This window comes from Xanthobacter lutulentifluminis, from assembly GCF_043194675.2.
Lineage (GTDB): Bacteria > Pseudomonadota > Alphaproteobacteria > Rhizobiales > Xanthobacteraceae > Xanthobacter.
Genome location: NZ_CM195525.1, coordinates 4,523,966 through 4,540,937, shown reverse-complemented (window position 1 = coordinate 4,540,937; position 16,972 = coordinate 4,523,966). Strand labels below are relative to the sequence as shown.

Here is a 16,972-nt window from a genome sequence, read left to right as displayed (position 1 = left end):
CCCGGCTCCGTTCCGACCTTGCCCCGCCGTCCGGCCCCGCTCCCCTCGTCGTGTCCGCCTATGCGCGCGCGCCCTGCACCGCCCGTGCCCGCGCGCCGTGGAAATAGGCCCGCAGCCAAGGGTGGGTCGCCGCCATCATGGTTTCGATCGTCCCCTGCGCGATCACCTTCCCGTCCGCCAGCGCGGCGATGCGATCGCACACGGTGTGAAGGCTGTCGAGATCGTGGGTTACCATGAAAACGGTAAGCCCCAAAGTCTGCTGCAGGGTGCGGATCAGCTCGTCGAAGTCGCCGGCGCCGATCGGGTCGAGGCCGGAGGTCGGCTCGTCCAGGAACAGGATTTCCGGGTCGAGCGCCAGCGAGCGGGCGAGCGCGGCGCGCTTGATCATGCCGCCCGAAAGCTCGGAGGGCAGCTTCTCCGCCACGTCGCACTTCAGCCCCACCATCTCGATCTTGGTGTAGGCGATCTCGTCCAGCAGGCGCTGGGACAGCTTGAGGTTCTCGCGCAGCGGGAACTGGATGTTCTGCTTCACGGTGAGCGAGGAGAACAGCGCGCCCTGCTGGAACAGCACGCCCCAGCGCCGCTCCACAGCCGAGCGCTCGCGCTCGCTGAGCTCGTCGAGGTTCTGGCCGAACACCTCCACCGTGCCCGAGCGCTTCGGCACGAGGCCGAGGATGGTGCGCGTCAGCACCGACTTGCCGCCGCCCGAGGTGCCGACGAAGCCGAGGATCTCGCCCCGGTACACGTCGAGGTCGAGGTGGTTGAGGATCACCCGGTCGCCGAATCCCACCACGATGTCGCGCACGCGGATGATGGCGTCGCGTCCGGCTGTCGTCTGGGTGGCGGGGGAGGTGCGCGCGTCCATTCCGCCTCACATGTCGATGGCGGCGAAGAACATGGCGAACACGCCGTCCATCACGATCACGAGGAAGATGGACTTCACCACGGAGGCGGTGGTGTGCTCGCCCAGCGACTCGGCGCTGCCGCCCACCCGCATGCCCTCCATGCAGGCGACGATGCCGATGGTCGCCGCCATGAACGGCGCCTTGTACATGCCCACCTTGAACTGATCGAGGTCGATGGCCTGCTTCAACCGGTCGAGGAAGACGTCCGGCGTGATGCCGCCATAGCCCCACGACACCAGACCGGCGCCGAAGATGGCCGACATGGAGCCGATGAAGGTGAGCAGCGGCAAAGCGATGATCAGCGCCATCAGGCGCGGCACCACGAGCACCTCGATGGGGTCGAAGCCCATGACGCGCAGCGCGTCGATCTCCTCGCGCATGCGCATGGAGCCGAGCTCGGCGGTGTAGGCGCTGCCCGAGCGGCCGGCGATCATGATGGCGACGATGAGCACGCCGAGCTCGCGCAGCACCAGCACGCCCACCATGTCCACCACATAGATGTCGGCACCGAAGCGGCGGAAGTTGAAGATGCCCTGCTGCGCCAGGATGCAGCCGATGAGGAAGGTGATGAGCAGGATGATGGGCACGGCGCGGAAGCCCACCCGGTCCAGCTGGTTCACCATGGAGGTGAAGCGGAAGGTGTGCGGACGCACCGCCACGCGGGCCATGGCGGTCACCGAGGCGCCGACGAAGTTCAGAAGCGCCAGCGCATCCTTGGCGCTGTTGACCACCTCGTGGCCGAACCGCTCGATGATGCCTTCCGGCTGGCGCTGCGGCGGGGGCGGCTCCTGCCCCATGCGGCCCAGCTCGTGGATCAGCTCGGAATAGCGCGGCGCGAGGCCCTTCACCACCGGCTCGATGCCGCTTTCCCGCCACGCGCGGTTCAGCCGCTCGAACAGCAGGGCGCCGAAGGTGTCCATGCGCTCGACGCTGGCGAGGTCGATCTCCACCGCACGCGGACGGGCATGGGTGCGCACGGTGTCGTCCACGGCCTGCTCGAGCTCGTCGGCATATTCCGATGTCCACGCGCCGCGCCCGGCCACCATGAGCCGGTCGTCCTGGCTGTGCACGGAAATCAGAGAGGCATGGGGCAACGCTTGCGTCTCCATGGGTGGCGGCCCGACCCGCCGGGCATCGTCCGCCGCTCCTGTCCACCCGGTGCCGGACAGGAGCGACACCGCTCCCTCCCGCGCCGCGTGCCTGTCCGCCCCGCTGCGGCCGGCGTCCTCGCGAAAGCCGGTTTGCCTCCACCCACAGGGGGATACCCGCCTGCGCGCGGACGACTGACCCTCAGCCATACAGAGAAGCGTCGCCCGCGTCGAGGTCACCGACGACACACCCCGGGCCCAACCGGACGACCGGTCACGGAGCGGGCGGCAGAATCGGCTATTAAGCTTAATCCATGGCCAGCCTGACCCTGAGCATCGAGCGATTCCCTATCGCCGGCACCTTCACCATCGCCCGCGGCTCCAAGACCGAGGCGGTGGTGGTGACGGCGAGCCTGACCGAAGGCGGCGTGACGGGGCGGGGCGAATGCGTCCCCTATGCGCGCTACGGCGAGACCGTGGAAGGCGTCGCTGCCGCCATCGAGGCGCTGGCGCCGGAGATCGAGGCCGGTCTCGACCGCGACGCCCTGCATTATCGTCTGCCCGCAGGCGCCGCGCGCAACGCCCTGGACTGCGCCTTCTGGGACCTGGAAGCCAAGCGCGCCGGCGTGCCGGCCCATGCCCTCGCCGGCCTGCCCGAGCCGCGCGCGCTGGTGACCGCCTTCACCCTCAGCCTCGATACCCCGGACGCCATGGCCGCCCGCGCGGCGGAAGCGGCGGCCGCCGGCCGTCCCCTGCTCAAGCTCAAGCTCGGCGGCGAGGGCGACACCGCCCGGCTCGCCGCCATCCGCGCCGCCGCGCCCGAGGCCCGGCTCATCGTCGACGCCAACGAGGGCTGGAGCGCGCCGCACCTGCCCCGCCTTCTGGAAGCCTGCGCGCATGCCCGGGTCGAGCTGGTGGAACAGCCCCTGCCCGCCGGCGCCGACGCCGCGCTGGCGCGCGTCGAGCGGCTGGTGCCGGTGTGCGCCGACGAGAGCGTCCACGACCGCGCCGGCCTCGCCGCCCTGCGCGACCGCTATGACGCGGTGAACATCAAGCTCGACAAGGCCGGTGGCCTCACCGAGGCGCTGGCGCTGGCCGAGGCGGCGGAAGGACTCGGCTTCACCATCATGGTGGGCTGCATGCTCGCAACCTCGCTCGCCATGGCCCCTGCCCTGCTGGTGGCCCAGCGCGCGCGGGTGGTCGACCTCGACGGCCCGCTGCTGCTTGCCCGCGATCGTCCCGAGGGCCTGCGCTACGAGGGCGCGACGGTGTTCCCCGCCTCCTCGGCGCTGTGGGGCTGAAGCCGCCCCGCCCCAACCGCCGCCACCGCGCCCATGAGACCGATGGCCGCCGAGGCCAGGAACGCCGCCGGGCCGAACGCCGCCCACAACGGTCCGGACGCCACGTTGGCCGCCGAGGTGAGCAGGCTGGAGGTCCAGGCGGCGGCCGTCTGGCCGGTGCCGGCGCGGTGGGCGCTGACGGCGCGGGCGACCAGTTCCACGGTCGCGAGATAGGTGCCGCCGAAGGTCACCGCATGCAGCAGCTGGAGCGGGACGAGCACCGCCAGCGGCGGCTCGGTGGCCATGACGGCGAAGCGCAGGGCGGCGGCGACGCCGCCGGCGACGATCAGCGCATGGGGGCCGAACCGCACAACGAGCCGCGTTCCGAACCGGAACATCAGCATCTCCGCCGCCACCCCCACCGCCCATAGGACGCCGATGGCGGTGAGCGAATAGCCCTGCGCCTTCCAGCCCACCGAGCCGAAGGCGTAAAGCATGGCGTGGCTCGCCTGCACCAGCGCCGCCGCGACTATGGCCGCCACGATGCCGAGGCGCGCCCGCCGGTCGCGGATCGGCGCGGGGCGCGGCTCTGGCTTGGGCAACTCGGGCAGCGCCAGCGTGACCAGGCAATAGGCGGCATGGCAGGCCAGCATCACCAGCACCACCGAGCCCGCCCCGAGCGCGCCGATGATGACGCCTCCGGCCAGATTGGCGACCAGGAACGAGGCCGAGCCCCACTGCCGGGCGCGACCGTAGTCCGCCCGCCCTGCCCGCGCCTGTCGCGAGGCGTAGGAATCCAAGAGCGCGAAGCTCGGGAACCATGCCGCCGACATCACCGCCAGCACCACCATGATGCCGGCGAGATCCCGCACCACCGCCAGCGCCGCCATGCCGGCGGCGGTGACGAGGCCAAGCGCGGTGAGCAGGGCGCGGGGCCGGCCCCAGCGGTCGGAGATGACACCCAGCGCCGGCGTCGCCACGAGGCGCGCCAGCATGGGGACAGCCAGCGCAAGACCGATGGCCTGCGGCCCGAGACCGCGATCCTCCAGCCACAGCGGCAGGTAGGGCACCTGGATGCCGAGCGCGAGGAAGAAGGCGGCATAGGTGCCGCCGAGGCGCAGCCGCAGCGCGGGCGCCGCCCCCGTCCCTCCCGCCATGTCCGCCTCAGGCGCCCAGGCAGCGGATGAAGGTCTCCGGGTCCACATTGCCGCCGGACAGCACGATCACCGCCGTCGCGCCCGCGGGGACGGCAAGGCGCCCCTCCAGCAGGCTCGCCAGCGCAACCGCGCCGCCGGGCTCCACCACCAGCTTCAGCTCGCGGAAGGCATAGGCCACCGCGCGCTCCACCTCCGCATCGGTGACGGCCGCGGCCTCGCCCACCAGCGGGCGGGTGATCTCGAAGGTGATGGCGCCGGGGGTGGGCGCCAGGAGCGCATCGCAGAAGGAGCCGGACGGCTCGGGATTGCGCTCGCGCACGCCGGAGCGGAACGAGCGGGCGTGATCGTCGAAGCCCGCCGGCTCGCAGGCGACCACCCGGGCGCCGGGCGCGCGGGCCTTCACCGCCAGCGCGATGCCGGCGATGAGCCCGCCGCCGGAGGTGTTGGCCGCCACCAGATCCGGCGCCAGCCCCTGCGCGGCGAGGTCGTCCATGATCTCGAGGCCGACCGTGCCCTGCCCGGCGATGATCTGCGGATCGTCATAGGGCGGCACCATGGTGGCGCCGCGCTCGGCGGCGATGGCGCGGGCGATGGCGTCGCGATCCTCGGTGCGACGGTCGTAGCCCACCACCTCGGCGCCCAGCGCGCGGGTGCGATCGCGCTTCAGCGCCGGCGCATCGTGCGGCATGACGATGACGGCCGGCATGCCGAGCAGCTTCGCCGCCGCCGCCACGCCCTGCGCATGGTTGCCGGACGAGCAGGCCACCACGCCGGCTGCGCGCGCGGCCTCGGGGATCTGCACCATGCGGTTGTAGGCGCCGCGGAACTTGAAGGAACCGGTACGCTGAAGGGTTTCCGGCTTCAGGAAGATGCGGGCGCCGGTCTCCTCGCTCAGCACGGGGGAGAACAGCAGCGGGGTGCGCACCGCGACGCCGGCGAGCCGCCGGGCAGCGGCCTCCACATCGGCGGCGGTGGGAATCTCAACGGGTCCGAGGCTCATGCCTCGGAAGCTACCCGACGCCGGCGGCGAAGGCGATAGCGCCGCGCGATCGGCCCGATATCGTGCGCGATCAGCACGTTGTCGAGGAACTGCCGGGCGCTCTCCCGCCATGTGTAGCGCAGGGCGAAGCGCCGCGCGGCGGCAGGCGAGAGCTCCAGCGCCTTCAGGCAGGCGGTGCGCAGGTCCTCGTCCAGCACCCCCACCGGCTCGGTGGCGTCGGCCAGCACGTCCATGGGGCCGGTGACCGGATAGGCCGCCACCGGCAGGCCGCTCGCCAGCGCCTCCAGCAGCACGATGCCGAACGTGTCGGTGCGGCTGGGAAAGCAGAACACGTCGCAGGCCGAGTAGACCTGCGCGAGATCCTCGCCCTCCTTGGGGCCGGTGAAGAGCACGCCGGGGTAGCGCTCCTTCAGGCTCGCCAGCGCGGGGCCGCCGCCCACCACCACCTTGGAGCCGGGCAGATCGAGGGCGAGGAACGCCTCGATGTTCTTTTCCACAGCCACCCGGCCGACGAACAGATAGACCGGGCGCGGCAGGTTCAGCGTCGCCTCGGGGCGCGGGCGGAACAGGTCCGCATCCACGCCGCGCGACCAGCGCATGAGGCGCTTGAAGCCACGCGCCTCAAGGTCGCGCTCCAGCGTGGCGGTGGAGACCATGACGCCGCCGCCCGCATTGTGGAACGAGCGCAGCCAGGCATAGGTCAGCCGCTCCGGCACGGGGGCGCGGGCGGAGAGGTATTCCGGAAACTTGGTGTGATACGAGGTGGTGAAGGTGCGCCGGGAGGCGATGCACGCGCGCCGCACCAGGATGCCGATGGGCCCCTCGGTGGCGATATGCACGAAATCCGGCTGCATGGCCTCGATCCGGCGCATGATCATGCGCGGGGTGGCGAGGGCGAGGCGGATTTCGTTGTAGGACGGCAGCGGCAGGGTGCGGAATCCCTCCGGGGTGAGGAAATCCAGCTCGGCGCCGAGGTTTGCCGCCTCGCGCGCCGTGTGCTCCAGCGATCGCACCACGCCGTTGATCTGGGGATGCCACGCGTCCGTGGCCACGAGAACCCGCATCAGGCCGCCGCGCGCGCCTCCTCGACCAGATCGCGTTCCTTCACCGGCGCCTTCTCGAGATTGCGTGTCCAGCAGATGATCTCGAGGTGGCCGTCCTCATACTCGGCGATGGCGGTGCAGCTTTCCACCCAGTCGCCGCAGTTCACGTAGCGCACGCCGAACTGATCGTGGATGACGGCATGGTGGATGTGGCCGCAGATGACGCCGTCCACGCCGTGGCGCTTGGCCTCCTCGGCCACCGCCTCCTCGAACTTGCCGATATAGTTCACCGCATTCTTCACCTTCAGCTTCGCCCACTGGCTCAGGGACCAGTAGGTGAGGCCGAGGCGGCGGCGCACCTTGTTGACGTAGGTGTTGGTGGTGAGGGCCGCCGAATAGGCCCAGTCGCCCAGGAAGGCGAGCCACTTGGCGTGACGCACCACCACGTCGAACACGTCGCCGTGGATCACGAGGTAGCGCTTGCCGTCGGCGGCCTCGTGGATGGCGGTCTCGACCACCTCGATGCCGCCGAAGTGGGTGCCGTAGTAGTCGCGCAGGAATTCGTCGTGGTTGCCAGGCAGGTAGACCATGCGCGCGCCCTTGCGGCCCTTGCGCAGCAGCTTCTGCACCACGTCGTTGTGCTTCTGCGGCCAGTACCAGGAGGACTTCAGCCGCCAGCCGTCGACGATGTCGCCCACCAGATAGATGGTGTCGGCTTCGTGGTACTTGAGGAAATCGATGAGCAGCTCGGCCTGGCACCCCTTGGTGCCGAGATGAACGTCGGAGATGAACAAGGCACGGAAGCGGCGCGTTTCGGATCGTTCGCTCACGCTGTCTCCTCCCGCCTGATCGCGCCCTGAGGGCGCCGCGACCGGCATCCTGCTGGCCGACCGCTTCGCCGCCATGCGCGACGAAGCCTCATTCCATTGACCCAGCGCCCTCAGGCGTTTCCGGCAGTTACCCGGTTTCCTGTATCCCTTTTATGACGGCACCGCCGAAAACGGAAGCGCCATTGCCCAATTCTTGGGTCTGGTGAGTTATAAGGCAGTATTCGCACGCCGGTTTCGAGACGACTAAACAGCGCAGCCCACCGATCGGAGTTGAACACGCGGCCAAGGGCTTGGCGCGATGGCAAAGTGACACCTCTCGACTTTGGTCGAAGTGGTCTGGGCGCCGTTCCGGAGCCGCACCGCGGCAGGACACCACCTTGCGCAGGCCCGCGCCCGGCAGTGCCCGACAGCGCCCGCCCGGCCCCGCCACCCTGCCCCGCGCGGACGAATCACGCCGGTACCGAGCTTTTTCCCGGACGGGCCATTGACCTTGGCTGAAAGGCGCGCCAGCGTGCGCGGCCGGCGGGTGGCCGTTCTGGCCGCGCCGGAATTCAATGATACCATAAGGGAGTTGCACCGATGAAGCTGGTCCGCTTCGGGGAAAAGGGCCGGGAAAAGCCGGGTCTAATCGATTCAACCGGCAAGGTGCGTGACCTCTCCGCGCTGATTCCCGACCTCGCCGGGGAAACCCTCTCGCCCGAGAGCCTGGCGCGGATCGCCGCCGTGGACGCCTCCAGCCTGCCGCTGGCCCCGGAAGGCGCGCGGCTCGGCTCCTGCGTGGCGCGGCCCGGCAATTTCGTCGCGGTGGGACTCAACTTCGCCGACCATGCGGCGGAGACGAACAACCCCATCCCCGAGGAGCCGGTGCTGTTCAACAAGGCGCCCAACTGCGTCTCCGGCCCCGATGACGACGTGATGATTCCCAAGGGCTCGCTGAAGCTCGACTGGGAAGTGGAGATCGCCTTCGTCATCGGCAAGCGCGCCCGCTATGTCGAGGAGAAGGACGCGCTCGACCACGTGGCCGGCTACTGCATCTGCAACGACGTGTCCGAGCGCCACTTCCAGATCGAGCGCTCCGGCCAGTGGATGAAGGGCAAGGGCTGCGAGACCTTCGGCCCGCTCGGCCCCTGGCTCGTGACCACCGACGAGATCAAGGACACCTCGAACCTCGCCATGTGGCTGGAGGTGAACGGGGAGCGCGTGCAGAACGGCTCCACCAAGACCATGATCTTCCGCATCCCGTTCCTGGTGCACTACATCAGCCAGTTCGTGGTGCTGGAGCCCGGCGACGTCATCACCACCGGCACCCCGCCCGGCGTGGGCCTCGGCTTCAAGCCGCCGCGCTTCCTGAAGGCCGGCGACGTGATGAAGGTGGGCATCGACGGCCTCGGCGTGCAGCAGCAGACCGTGGTGCCGTTCGCCCTCTGACGGGATGCAGGACGGGATGCAGGCGGCGCGGCAGCCTCCTTGGCCGGCCGCGCCGTCGTCCTCACTGCAGCGTGGTGGAGGCGAGCCAGCTCGTCACCGCATCCAGCGCCTCGTTGCGCCTGCCGGTGCGGTGCTGCGCCTCCTGGAACACCGCGAGCTGCGCATCGGCGCTGGTGCCGGTCTCGGCGATGGTGCGCACCTGCATGAGCGCATCGAGGCAGCCGAGGGCCTCCGCATCTCCGGCGACCAGGTTCACCAGCCCCTCCACCGAATCGCGCACCGACAGCGCGCGCCGCTGGGCGAGATCCACGAACGAGCCGTGGACGCCGTAGCGCTGGGCGCGCCACTTGTTCTCGTCGGCGATGGCGCGGTCCACCGCGTCCACATCGCGATTGTGGTGCGGGTTGCGCACCAGGAAGCGGGCCAGCGAGCGGTAGAGCGCGGCGATCGCCACCGTATCGCCGATGCGGGTGCAGCTGTCGGGCGCGCGCAGCTCGAGGGTCGGCAGACGGCGCGAGGGGCGGATGGCCCACCACACATAGCTCGAATCGCTGATGGCCCGGGCGGACACCAGCGCGTCCACATAGCGCTCGTAGGCGGCGCTGCTCTCGAACATCTCCGGCAGGCCGGTCCGCGGCAGCTCGTCATAGGCCGCGAGGCGGTAGCCCATCAGCCCGGTCTGGCGCGCGCCCCAGAACGGCGAGGAAGTCGCCAGCGCGATGAAATGGGGAATGTAGGGTACCATGCGGCGCATCACGTCCACGCGCTCGTCCGGGTCCGGCAGCTCCACATGGATGTGCAGGCCGCAGACCATGTTGCGCTCGCCCAGCATCTTCAGGTCGTTCATCACCCCGTCGTAGCGGTTCGCCTTGGTGGCGCGCACGTCGCCCCAGGTGGCGGTGGGATGGGTGCCGGATGCCATCAGCGCGAGGCCGTGGCGCGCCGCCACCTCGGCGGCGGTGTGGCGCAGCCCGCGCAGCTGGTCGTAGGAACTGCCGACGGCGGTGGCGGGATCGGTGGCGATCTCGAGCTGGGACTGCAGCATCTCCACCGAGACGCTCTCGCCCATTTCCTCTTTCAGCTCGTCAAAGAACCCGGCCGGCATGCGGCGCTGGACGGCGTTCGTCTGCGCATCCACCACAAAGAATTCTTCTTCGATACCGAAGCTGTAGCTGTTGGTCACGGAGGCCTCCCGCGCAATGAGCCCCTTGCGCGAGCCCTCAACGCGGGGCCCGAAGCGGGGTTCCGGAGAGACTGGTGCCAATTCCGACCAAAATGGGGCGCCACTGCAGGGCATTGAGCGGGCTTTATATTTTCCCGCTATGCCGCAATGCGGGAGATTCGATTTGAATACATGCGAACTATTCTTGGAAAAATATGAGAATTATTCGCGTGTCCGGGTGGAACCAAACGCGTTGTTGCGCGTTTCAGGCGCCTTGCTCCCGACGGGCGGCGCCCACCAGCGCCAGGGCGGCGACGGCCGCGGTGTCCGCGCGCAGGATGCGCGGGCCGAGGCTGAGCGTGAGCCCGCGCGGGGCGATCAGGGCGCGCTCGTCCGGGCTGAACCCGCCCTCGGGGCCGATCAGCACGCTGACCGGTCCGGCCGGGGCGGCCCTGAGGGCGGCGATGGGGTCCTCGTCGGCGGAGGCCTCGTCGCAGAACGCCAGCAACCGCCCTTCGGGCAAAGCGTGCAGCCACTGGGCGAGCGGCACCGGCTCGCTGACGCGCGGCAGGCTGAGGATGCCGCACTGCTCCGCCGCCTCGACGGCGTTGGCGAGCATCCGGTCGAGATTGATGCGGTGGACCTGCGTGTAGCGGGTGATGACCGGGGTGAGGATGCCCGCCCCCATCTCCACGGCCTTCTGGATCATGTAGTCGAGTCGCGCATGCTTCAGCGGCGCGAAGGCATATTCCAGCGTGGCGGCCGCCGGCTGCGGCCGGGTGCGGTCCTCCACCTCGAACCGCACGTCGCGCTTGCCGCCGGCCACCCGAACCGCGCGCCACTCGCCGTCGCGGCCGTTGAACAGCAGCAGCCCCTCGCCCACCGCGAGGCGAATCACGTTCGCAACGTAATGCGCCTGCTCCGGCGCGAGCAGGACGCTGGCGCCGGGACCGAGGTCGGCGTCCACGTACAGGCGCTGGGATCGGAAATCGTGATCGGGCATCGGGTCTCCTCCGCGCAGGAGGGACACCACGGCACGCCGCCGCTGGCAAGACCGCGCCCCCGATCAGGGCAACGCCCACGTCCCACGGACATGGTCGGGGGCCACCCCCCAAGACAGGCGGAAGTCCTGCGACCCCGCCTGTCGTCCCCCGAACATGCGCCCTGGGAAGGGCTTGCCCTGACCGGCCCTTCATTCATCGCGCAGCTACAGCTGCGCTTCATCCCCCAAATGTGGGATGCACGCAGCCGGAGCGCGCAAAATCGCCCTGCGCGCCCCTGGCGCGCGTCACTTCTTGGAGCCGTCGGCGTTGAACTGGGCGAGGAAGGCGATGAGATCCTTGCGCTCGTCCTCGTTCTTGATGCCGGCGAAGGCCATCTTGCCCTTGGGCGCCAGCACCTTCGGGTTGGTGATGTAATTATCCAGCGTCGCCTCGTCCCACACCTTGCCGGCGGCGGCGCCGTCCTTGATGTCCTGCGAGTAGGAGAAGCCCTCGAAATGCGCCCACTTGGCGCCGACGATGCCGTTCAGCGGCGGGCCCACCTTCACCTTCGCATCGGGGCCGATGGCGTGGCAGGCCATGCACTTCTTGAACGCGGTCTCGCCCTTCGCCACGTCCGGGTCGGCGAACGCGCTGCCGGTGGCGGCGATGAGGGCGAGGGAAGCCAGAATGAGACGCATGAAGCATTCCTCTCTCGACAGGCGCTGCCTGCGGATCACCATCCGGCCGGCGCGCAAATCCTTGTTGCAACGCACAAAATCCCTCCATTGGAGAGGGCGCCCGGTTTCCTTAGCATGACTCCAGTCTGGCCCCGATGCGACCTTGGGACCACGGTTCCACATGCCGCAGGGGCCTGCTCGGCGGGCGCGGGAGAGACCTGTTGATGACCACCTCCGTGGCCCCGAGCATCGTCATCAAGCTCGGCGGAAGCCTCACCCGGCAGGACGCCCCGCGCCCGCTGCTCGCCCGCATCGCCGCCGGCCGGGGCCGGGTGGTGGTGCCCGGCGGCGGGGCGCTGGCTGACGCGGTGCGCGCGGTCCAGCCCCAGTGGGGGCTGGGTGACGGCGCGGCGCACCGCATGGCGCTCCTCGCCATGGAGCAGATGGCCCATGCCATGCACGACATCGCCCCCGCCCTGCTGCCCGCGCGCACGCCGCACGAGATCCTGTCCGCGGCCGCAGCGGGCACGGCGCTGTGGTTCCCGGCCGCCATGACGCTCGGCGCGCCCGACATTGCCGAAAGCTGGGACGTGACATCGGACAGCCTCGCCGCCTGGCTGGCGCGGCGCCTCGGCGCGCACCGGCTGGTGCTGGTGAAGGCGCCCGGCCTCGCCCTGCCCGCGCCGGCTTCGGGGCGGACGGCGACGCTGGAGCGCCTCACTGCCGCCGGCATCGTGGATGCGGCCTTTGCGACCATGGCACGGGGGTTTGAAGGCGATATTGTCGTGGTGCGCGCGGACGACGACGACGCCATCGCCGCGGCCTTGCGAACCGATCTGCAGCCATGCGACGAGCAAGGTGCGGCGCGCGGCGGCAGGGCGCCGCAATCCGGAGGAGACGAGCGAGCATCATGAGCGCCGAAGACTCGCGCAACGCGCCGCGCAAGGCCCGCCGCTGGGCGTGGGCCCTCACCGGCTCGGGCCACTATTTCACCGAGAGCATCGAGATCATCCGCGATCTGGGCGACGTGGACCTGTTCATCTCGGACGCGGCCGGAGAGGTGCTGCGCATGTACCGGCAGGACAAGGAACCCCTGCCCCCGCAGACGCAGGTGTTCCGCGACAATTCCGCCTCCTCCGCCTCCATCGGCCGGTTCTACCATGGCGAGTACCACACGCTGGTGGTCTCCCCGGCCTCCTCTAACACGGTGGCCAAGGCGGTCTACGGCATCTCCGACACGCTGGTCACCAACTGCTTCGCCCAGGCCGGCAAGTGCCGGGTGCCGTGCATCGTGTTCGCCTGCGACACCCAGCCGGAGATGATCACCATGGCGCCGGAGGGGCCGGTGCCGGTCTATCCGCGCCGGATCGACCTTGAGAACACGCGCCTGCTCAAGCAGTTCGACGACACCGTGGTGGCCGAGACGCTGGACGAGCTGCGCGCCGCCATCGCCGCCCGGCGGGCCGAGCTTGCGGCGCTGCCGCCCGTTCCGGCCGCCTGAGATGGCCGAGCGCGTCGCCCTCGTCACCGGGTCCTTGGCCGAGCCGCGCATCCGCCGCATCGCCGGCGAGATCGCCGATGCGGCGCTGGAGCCGGTGGTGGTGAACGTGGGGGTGAAGGTCGCGGCTCTGATGACGGCGGAGATCGTCGAGCGGCGCCTGAAGCTGCCGGAGCGCATCGACCGCGTGCTGATGCCCGGCCGCTTCCGCGGCGACCTCGACCGCCTCGCCCGCCATTTCGGCCTGCCGTTCGCCCGCGGGCCGGAGGAGGCGGCGGACCTGCCGGACTATTTCGGCCGCGGCAAGGGCCGCGTGGTTGCCCTCGACCAACATGACGTGACGCTGTTCGCCGAGATCGTCGACGCCACCCGGCTGACCGTCCCCGCCCTTCTGGAGCGGGCGCGGGCGCTCAGGGCCGAGGGGGCGGACGTGATCGACCTCGGCGCCCTGCCGGACCAGCCCTTTCCCCACCTTGAAGAGGCCATCGCCGCGCTCAAGGCCGAGGGCTTCAGGGTGAGCGTGGACAGCTTCGACCCGGACGAGCTCTCCCGCGCCACCCGCGCCGGCGCGGACTATCTGCTCAGCCTCAACGAGACCAACCTCGCCATCGCCGCCGAGGGCCCGGCCGTGCCGGTGTTGGTGCCGGCGCAGGCGGGCGACCTTGCTTCCCTGCTGCGCGCCATCGAGGCCTGCGAGGCCATGGGGCGGCCGTTTCTCGCCGACCCGATTCTCGACCCCATCCACCTCGGCTTCACCGCCTCCCTGCTGCGCTATGCCGAGCTGCGGCGGCTGAAGCCGGATATCCCCATCCTGATGGGCATCGGCAATGTCACCGAGCTGACCGACGCCGACACCACCGGCATGAATGCCTTGCTGATGGGCATCATCTCCGAGCTCAAGCTGAATGCGGTGCTGGCGGTGCAGGTGAGCCCCCATTGCCGCACCGCGGTGCGCGAGTTCGACCGGGCGCGGCGCGAGTTCTTCGCCGCCCGCGCCGCAGGCGCCCTGCCGCAGGGGTTCGGCGGCGGACTGATGGCGCTGCGCGACCGGCGGCCCTTCACCACCACGCCGGAGGAGGTGGAGCGCCTCGCCGGCACGGTGGCGGACCGCAATTTCCGCATCGAAGTCACCGAGCGTGGCATCCACGCCTACAATCGCGACGGCCACCACGTGGTGCAGGACCCGTTCGATCTCTTCCCCCACCTGAAGGTAGAGGACGACGGCGCCCACGCCTTCTATCTCGGTGTGGAGACCGCGCGGGCGGAGATCGCCTACCGGCTGGGCAAGCGCTATGCGCAGGACGAGCCCCTGCGCTGGGGCGTCGCCGGGGAGACCGGCGGCAGCGCCGACGAGGCCCATCGGTTGACATTCAAGGAGGCGGGCTCGACCCTTTCCGCGAAGAAGAAAGGCGACAGCGCGTGATCCGGGAAACCATCGTCACCACGGCTTCGCCCACGGGCGAGGCGCACGTCGCCCCCATGGGCGCGACCGTGGTGGAGGGCGGCTATCTGCTCCAGCCGTTCCGGCCCTCGCGCACGCTGGACAATCTGGCGGCGCGACGGGTGGCGGTGGTGAACTTCACCGACGACGCCCGCGTCTTCGCCGGCTGCATCACCGGCCGCCACCGCTCCTGGCCCACCGTGCCGGCGACGCGGCTTGAGGGCGCGGTGCGGCTCGCCGACTGCCTCGCCCATGACGAGGTGGAGATCGTGCGCATGGAGGAGGACGCCACCCGTCCCCGCTTCTTCTGCCGCACCGTCCACCGCGAGCAGCACGCCCCCTTCCTCGGCCTCAACCGGGCGGTGGCGGCGGTGCTGGAGGGGGCGATTCTGGTCTCCCGCCTGCACATGCTCGATCCCGAGCGGGTGGACCGGGAGATGAACTACCTCTCCGTCGCCATCGAGAAGACCGCCGGCCCGGCCGAGCGGGAGGCGTGGGACTGGCTGTGCGAGACCATTGCCGACCATCGCGCGCGGGCCGCTTCGTGAGCGCCCGCCCCGCCGTGAACGCCGCAGCCGCCCGCCCCGGCCTGCTCGCCTCGGTGGCGAGCCTTGCCGAGATGGAGCTGGCGCTGGCCGCCGGCGTCGACATCGTCGACCTGAAGAACCCGGCCAGGGGCGCCCTGGGCGCCTGGGATGAGGCCGCCCTCGTTGCCGCCGTCGCCCTCTGGCGTGTGGCTGGAGGCAGCACCGGCCTCAGCGCGACCGTGGGCGATCATGCCTTGTCCGCCGATGCGATTGCGCCGGCCGCCCGACGCACCGCCGAAGCCGGCGTGCCGCTGGTGAAGATCGGATTACCCTTGCCCCGCGCCAATGCCGGCGCTGCGCTGGCGCCCGTGCTCGCGGCCCTCGCTCCGTTGGCGCGCGAGACGCGGCTTATCGCCGTGCTGTTCGCCGATCAGGCGCCCGACCTTGCGGTGGTGCCGCTGTTCGCGCGGGCGGGCTTTCACGGCGTGATGCTCGACACTGCCGACAAGGCGGCCGGCGGGCTCAGGCGCCATCTCGGCCGGGAGGAGCTGGGCAGATTCGTCACCACGGCGCAGAGGCTGGGACTCCTCACCGGCCTCGCCGGCTCGCTGGCGCTGGAGGACATCGCACCGCTCGCCGCGCTGGGGCCAGACTATCTCGGCTTCCGCGGCGCGCTCTGCGCCGAGGGACGCACCGGGGCGCTCGACCCCGCACGCCTCGCGCTGGTTCGCGATGCCCTCAGGAGCCGGGCCGCAGCCTGACAGTTCCGGCGGATCGGTACAGGCCGCAAACCCGCCGGCCTGAAGTCGCCGGGCGGACCTTGGCCCGCGGATGCCATCGACCGACGGACGCCACTGAACGGTCGCCGGCAATCCAGCCTCACCGTGTCGAAGGCGGTGGGACGTCCGGCGCACGCCTTCCGGCCGCGCACCTTCGCCACCTGCAGGCCCCGGCCAGTCCGGTCACCCCCAGGTCGCGCGGAAATTGCGGTAGAGCTGCGCGGCGGCGGTGCGGAACGCGGGCATGTGCGTGCGCGTCGCCTCTTCCAGCAGGTCCTGCCCGCCGGGGCCGGTGATGGCCTCCAGCGCGCAGCGGTACTCGGGAATGGCGCCCCACTCGGGCACGGTGCTGTCGGTCAGCTCCACATGGTATTGGATGCCGAACGCGCGCGACCCCACCTGCAGCGACTGGATGGCGCAATGATCGTTGCGCGCAAGGATGGTTCCGCCCGGCGGCAGCACCAGCACCGCCGCGCCGTGCCACTGCAGGGTCGGGAAGGCCGGCGGCAGCGCCTCGAACAGGGGCGAGGCGCGCCCCGCCTCGGTCAGCTCCACCTGCGTCACCCCGACTTCCGGGCGCGGCATCAGGCCGACCTTCCCGCCCAGCGCATCGGCCAGCAGCTGGTGGCCGAGGCACACGCCGAGATACGGCCGGCCGGAGGCAATCCACTCGTGGATGGCTGCCTTCTCGGCCACAAGCCAGGGGTGCTCCTCCTCCTGCCACACATCCATGGGGCCGCCGAAGACCATGAGCGCGTCATATCCGGCGAGGTCGGGTATCGCCTCCCCCGCGTCCAGCTCCACCGGGTCCCAGGCGACGCCGTCGGCCTTCATGAAATCGCGGAACGTGCCGGGATGCTCTTCGGCGACGTGCTGGAAGACGAGGACTTTCACGGGCTCTCTCCGAAGATGGGGGACCGGGCTGCCGGGCCATCATGCCGGTGCCTTACTACTGAAGCACGACTCCATCTCAAGGCAACCGCTTTTCCTCATAGGCAAACTCCATCTGCACCTTAGTCGCGCTCCAAGGTGCGGCCGGGCATTTGACGCCCGGCCCTGCCGACCGGTATTGAGACGGCGATCGGGGAGTAGCCACCGCCTTGGGGCGGGGTCGTGCCAACAGGCTTGCGCGGGACGCGCATGGCACGGCCAGCCGAACGTTTCGGCCCGGCGA

17 protein-coding genes are annotated in these 16,972 nt (G+C 70.4%); 7 read left to right on the top strand and 10 right to left on the bottom strand.

Annotation, left to right across the window (positions count from 1 at the left end; genetic code table 11):
• Nucleotides 1–58: 58 nt before the first annotated feature.
• Nucleotides 59–865, bottom strand: a complete 807-nt coding sequence (locus V5F49_RS21015; RefSeq protein WP_394115215.1) for an ABC transporter ATP-binding protein — start codon at nt 863–865, stop codon at nt 59–61.
• A gap of 6 nt (nt 866–871) precedes the next feature.
• Nucleotides 872–1,951 carry an MlaE family lipid ABC transporter permease subunit gene (locus V5F49_RS21010; protein ID WP_445329374.1) on the bottom strand — a complete coding sequence of 360 codons (1,080 nt, stop codon included), beginning with the start codon at nt 1,949–1,951 and terminating at the stop codon, nt 872–874.
• Between the two features lie 356 nt (nt 1,952–2,307).
• Here V5F49_RS21010 and dgcA point away from each other — a divergent pair, with 356 nt between their 5' ends.
• Entirely contained in the window at nt 2,308–3,294 is a 987-nt protein-coding gene (gene dgcA / locus V5F49_RS21005; protein ID WP_394115214.1) for an N-acetyl-D-Glu racemase DgcA, read from the top strand.
• On the opposite strand, the gene V5F49_RS21000 is transcribed toward dgcA, so the two are convergent.
• From V5F49_RS21000 to V5F49_RS20985, 4 genes are read right to left on the bottom strand one after another with little or no spacing between them, the layout of a single operon-like run.
• Nucleotides 3,246–4,430 (bottom strand): MFS transporter, encoded by a 1,185-nt coding sequence (locus V5F49_RS21000; RefSeq protein ID WP_394115213.1) that lies wholly within the window; start codon nt 4,428–4,430, stop codon nt 3,246–3,248. The genes dgcA and V5F49_RS21000 overlap by 49 nt on opposite strands.
• Nucleotides 4,431–4,437: 7 nt before the next feature.
• Nucleotides 4,438–5,430, bottom strand: a complete 993-nt coding sequence (locus V5F49_RS20995) for a threonine ammonia-lyase (protein WP_394115212.1) — start codon at nt 5,428–5,430, stop codon at nt 4,438–4,440.
• Nucleotides 5,427–6,494 carry a glycosyltransferase family 4 protein gene (locus tag V5F49_RS20990; protein WP_394115211.1) on the bottom strand — a complete coding sequence of 356 codons (1,068 nt, stop codon included), beginning with the start codon at nt 6,492–6,494 and terminating at the stop codon, nt 5,427–5,429. Before V5F49_RS20990 ends, V5F49_RS20995 begins: the two co-directional genes overlap by 4 nt.
• Nucleotides 6,494–7,351 (bottom strand): UDP-2,3-diacylglucosamine diphosphatase, encoded by an 858-nt coding sequence (locus V5F49_RS20985; RefSeq protein WP_394115393.1) that lies wholly within the window; start codon nt 7,349–7,351, stop codon nt 6,494–6,496. Before V5F49_RS20985 ends, V5F49_RS20990 begins: the two co-directional genes overlap by 1 nt.
• 531 nt (nt 7,352–7,882) lie before the next feature.
• On the opposite strand from V5F49_RS20985, the gene V5F49_RS20980 reads away from it, so the two are divergent.
• Entirely contained in the window at nt 7,883–8,731 is an 849-nt protein-coding gene (locus V5F49_RS20980) for a fumarylacetoacetate hydrolase family protein (RefSeq protein ID WP_394115210.1), read from the top strand.
• A 61-nt stretch (nt 8,732–8,792) separates the two neighbouring features.
• Here V5F49_RS20980 and V5F49_RS20975 read toward each other — a convergent pair whose 3' ends face one another.
• The 3 genes from V5F49_RS20975 to V5F49_RS20965 form a co-directional block, all read right to left on the bottom strand.
• Nucleotides 8,793–9,914 carry a carboxylate-amine ligase gene (locus V5F49_RS20975; protein WP_394115209.1) on the bottom strand — a complete coding sequence of 374 codons (1,122 nt, stop codon included), beginning with the start codon at nt 9,912–9,914 and terminating at the stop codon, nt 8,793–8,795.
• Between the two features lie 244 nt (nt 9,915–10,158).
• On the bottom strand, nt 10,159–10,896 hold the full coding sequence (locus tag V5F49_RS20970; protein ID WP_394115208.1) for a 16S rRNA (uracil(1498)-N(3))-methyltransferase: 738 nt from the start codon (nt 10,894–10,896) through the stop codon (nt 10,159–10,161).
• Between the two features lie 285 nt (nt 10,897–11,181).
• Nucleotides 11,182–11,574, bottom strand: coding sequence for a c-type cytochrome (locus V5F49_RS20965; RefSeq protein ID WP_394115207.1), 393 nt, complete (start codon nt 11,572–11,574; stop codon nt 11,182–11,184).
• Nucleotides 11,575–11,777: 203 nt separating this feature from the next.
• Between V5F49_RS20965 and V5F49_RS20960 the strand changes: the two genes are divergently transcribed.
• From V5F49_RS20960 to V5F49_RS20940, 5 genes are read left to right on the top strand one after another with little or no spacing between them, the layout of a single operon-like run.
• Nucleotides 11,778–12,467, top strand: a complete 690-nt coding sequence (locus V5F49_RS20960; protein WP_394115206.1) for an amino acid kinase family protein — start codon at nt 11,778–11,780, stop codon at nt 12,465–12,467.
• Complete coding sequence (locus V5F49_RS20955; RefSeq protein WP_394115205.1) at nt 12,464–13,054, top strand: flavoprotein; 591 nt, start codon at nt 12,464–12,466, stop codon at nt 13,052–13,054. The genes V5F49_RS20960 and V5F49_RS20955 overlap by 4 nt, the downstream gene beginning before the upstream one ends.
• Before the next feature lies 1 nt (nt 13,055).
• The gene (locus V5F49_RS20950) at nt 13,056–14,474 is read left to right on the top strand and encodes a DUF6513 domain-containing protein (RefSeq protein WP_394115204.1); all 1,419 of its coding nucleotides are present in this window, start codon (nt 13,056–13,058) and stop codon (nt 14,472–14,474) included.
• A complete protein-coding gene (locus V5F49_RS20945; RefSeq protein ID WP_394115203.1) occupies nt 14,471–15,040 on the top strand; it encodes a DUF447 domain-containing protein in 570 nt (189 codons plus the stop codon). The genes V5F49_RS20950 and V5F49_RS20945 overlap by 4 nt, the downstream gene beginning before the upstream one ends.
• The gene (locus V5F49_RS20940) at nt 15,037–15,780 is read left to right on the top strand and encodes a (5-formylfuran-3-yl)methyl phosphate synthase (RefSeq protein ID WP_394115202.1); all 744 of its coding nucleotides are present in this window, start codon (nt 15,037–15,039) and stop codon (nt 15,778–15,780) included. The genes V5F49_RS20945 and V5F49_RS20940 overlap by 4 nt, the downstream gene beginning before the upstream one ends.
• Before the next feature lie 201 nt (nt 15,781–15,981).
• On the opposite strand, the gene V5F49_RS20935 is transcribed toward V5F49_RS20940, so the two are convergent.
• A complete protein-coding gene (locus V5F49_RS20935; RefSeq protein ID WP_394115201.1) occupies nt 15,982–16,692 on the bottom strand; it encodes a type 1 glutamine amidotransferase in 711 nt (236 codons plus the stop codon).
• Nucleotides 16,693–16,972: the final 280 nt, after the last annotated feature.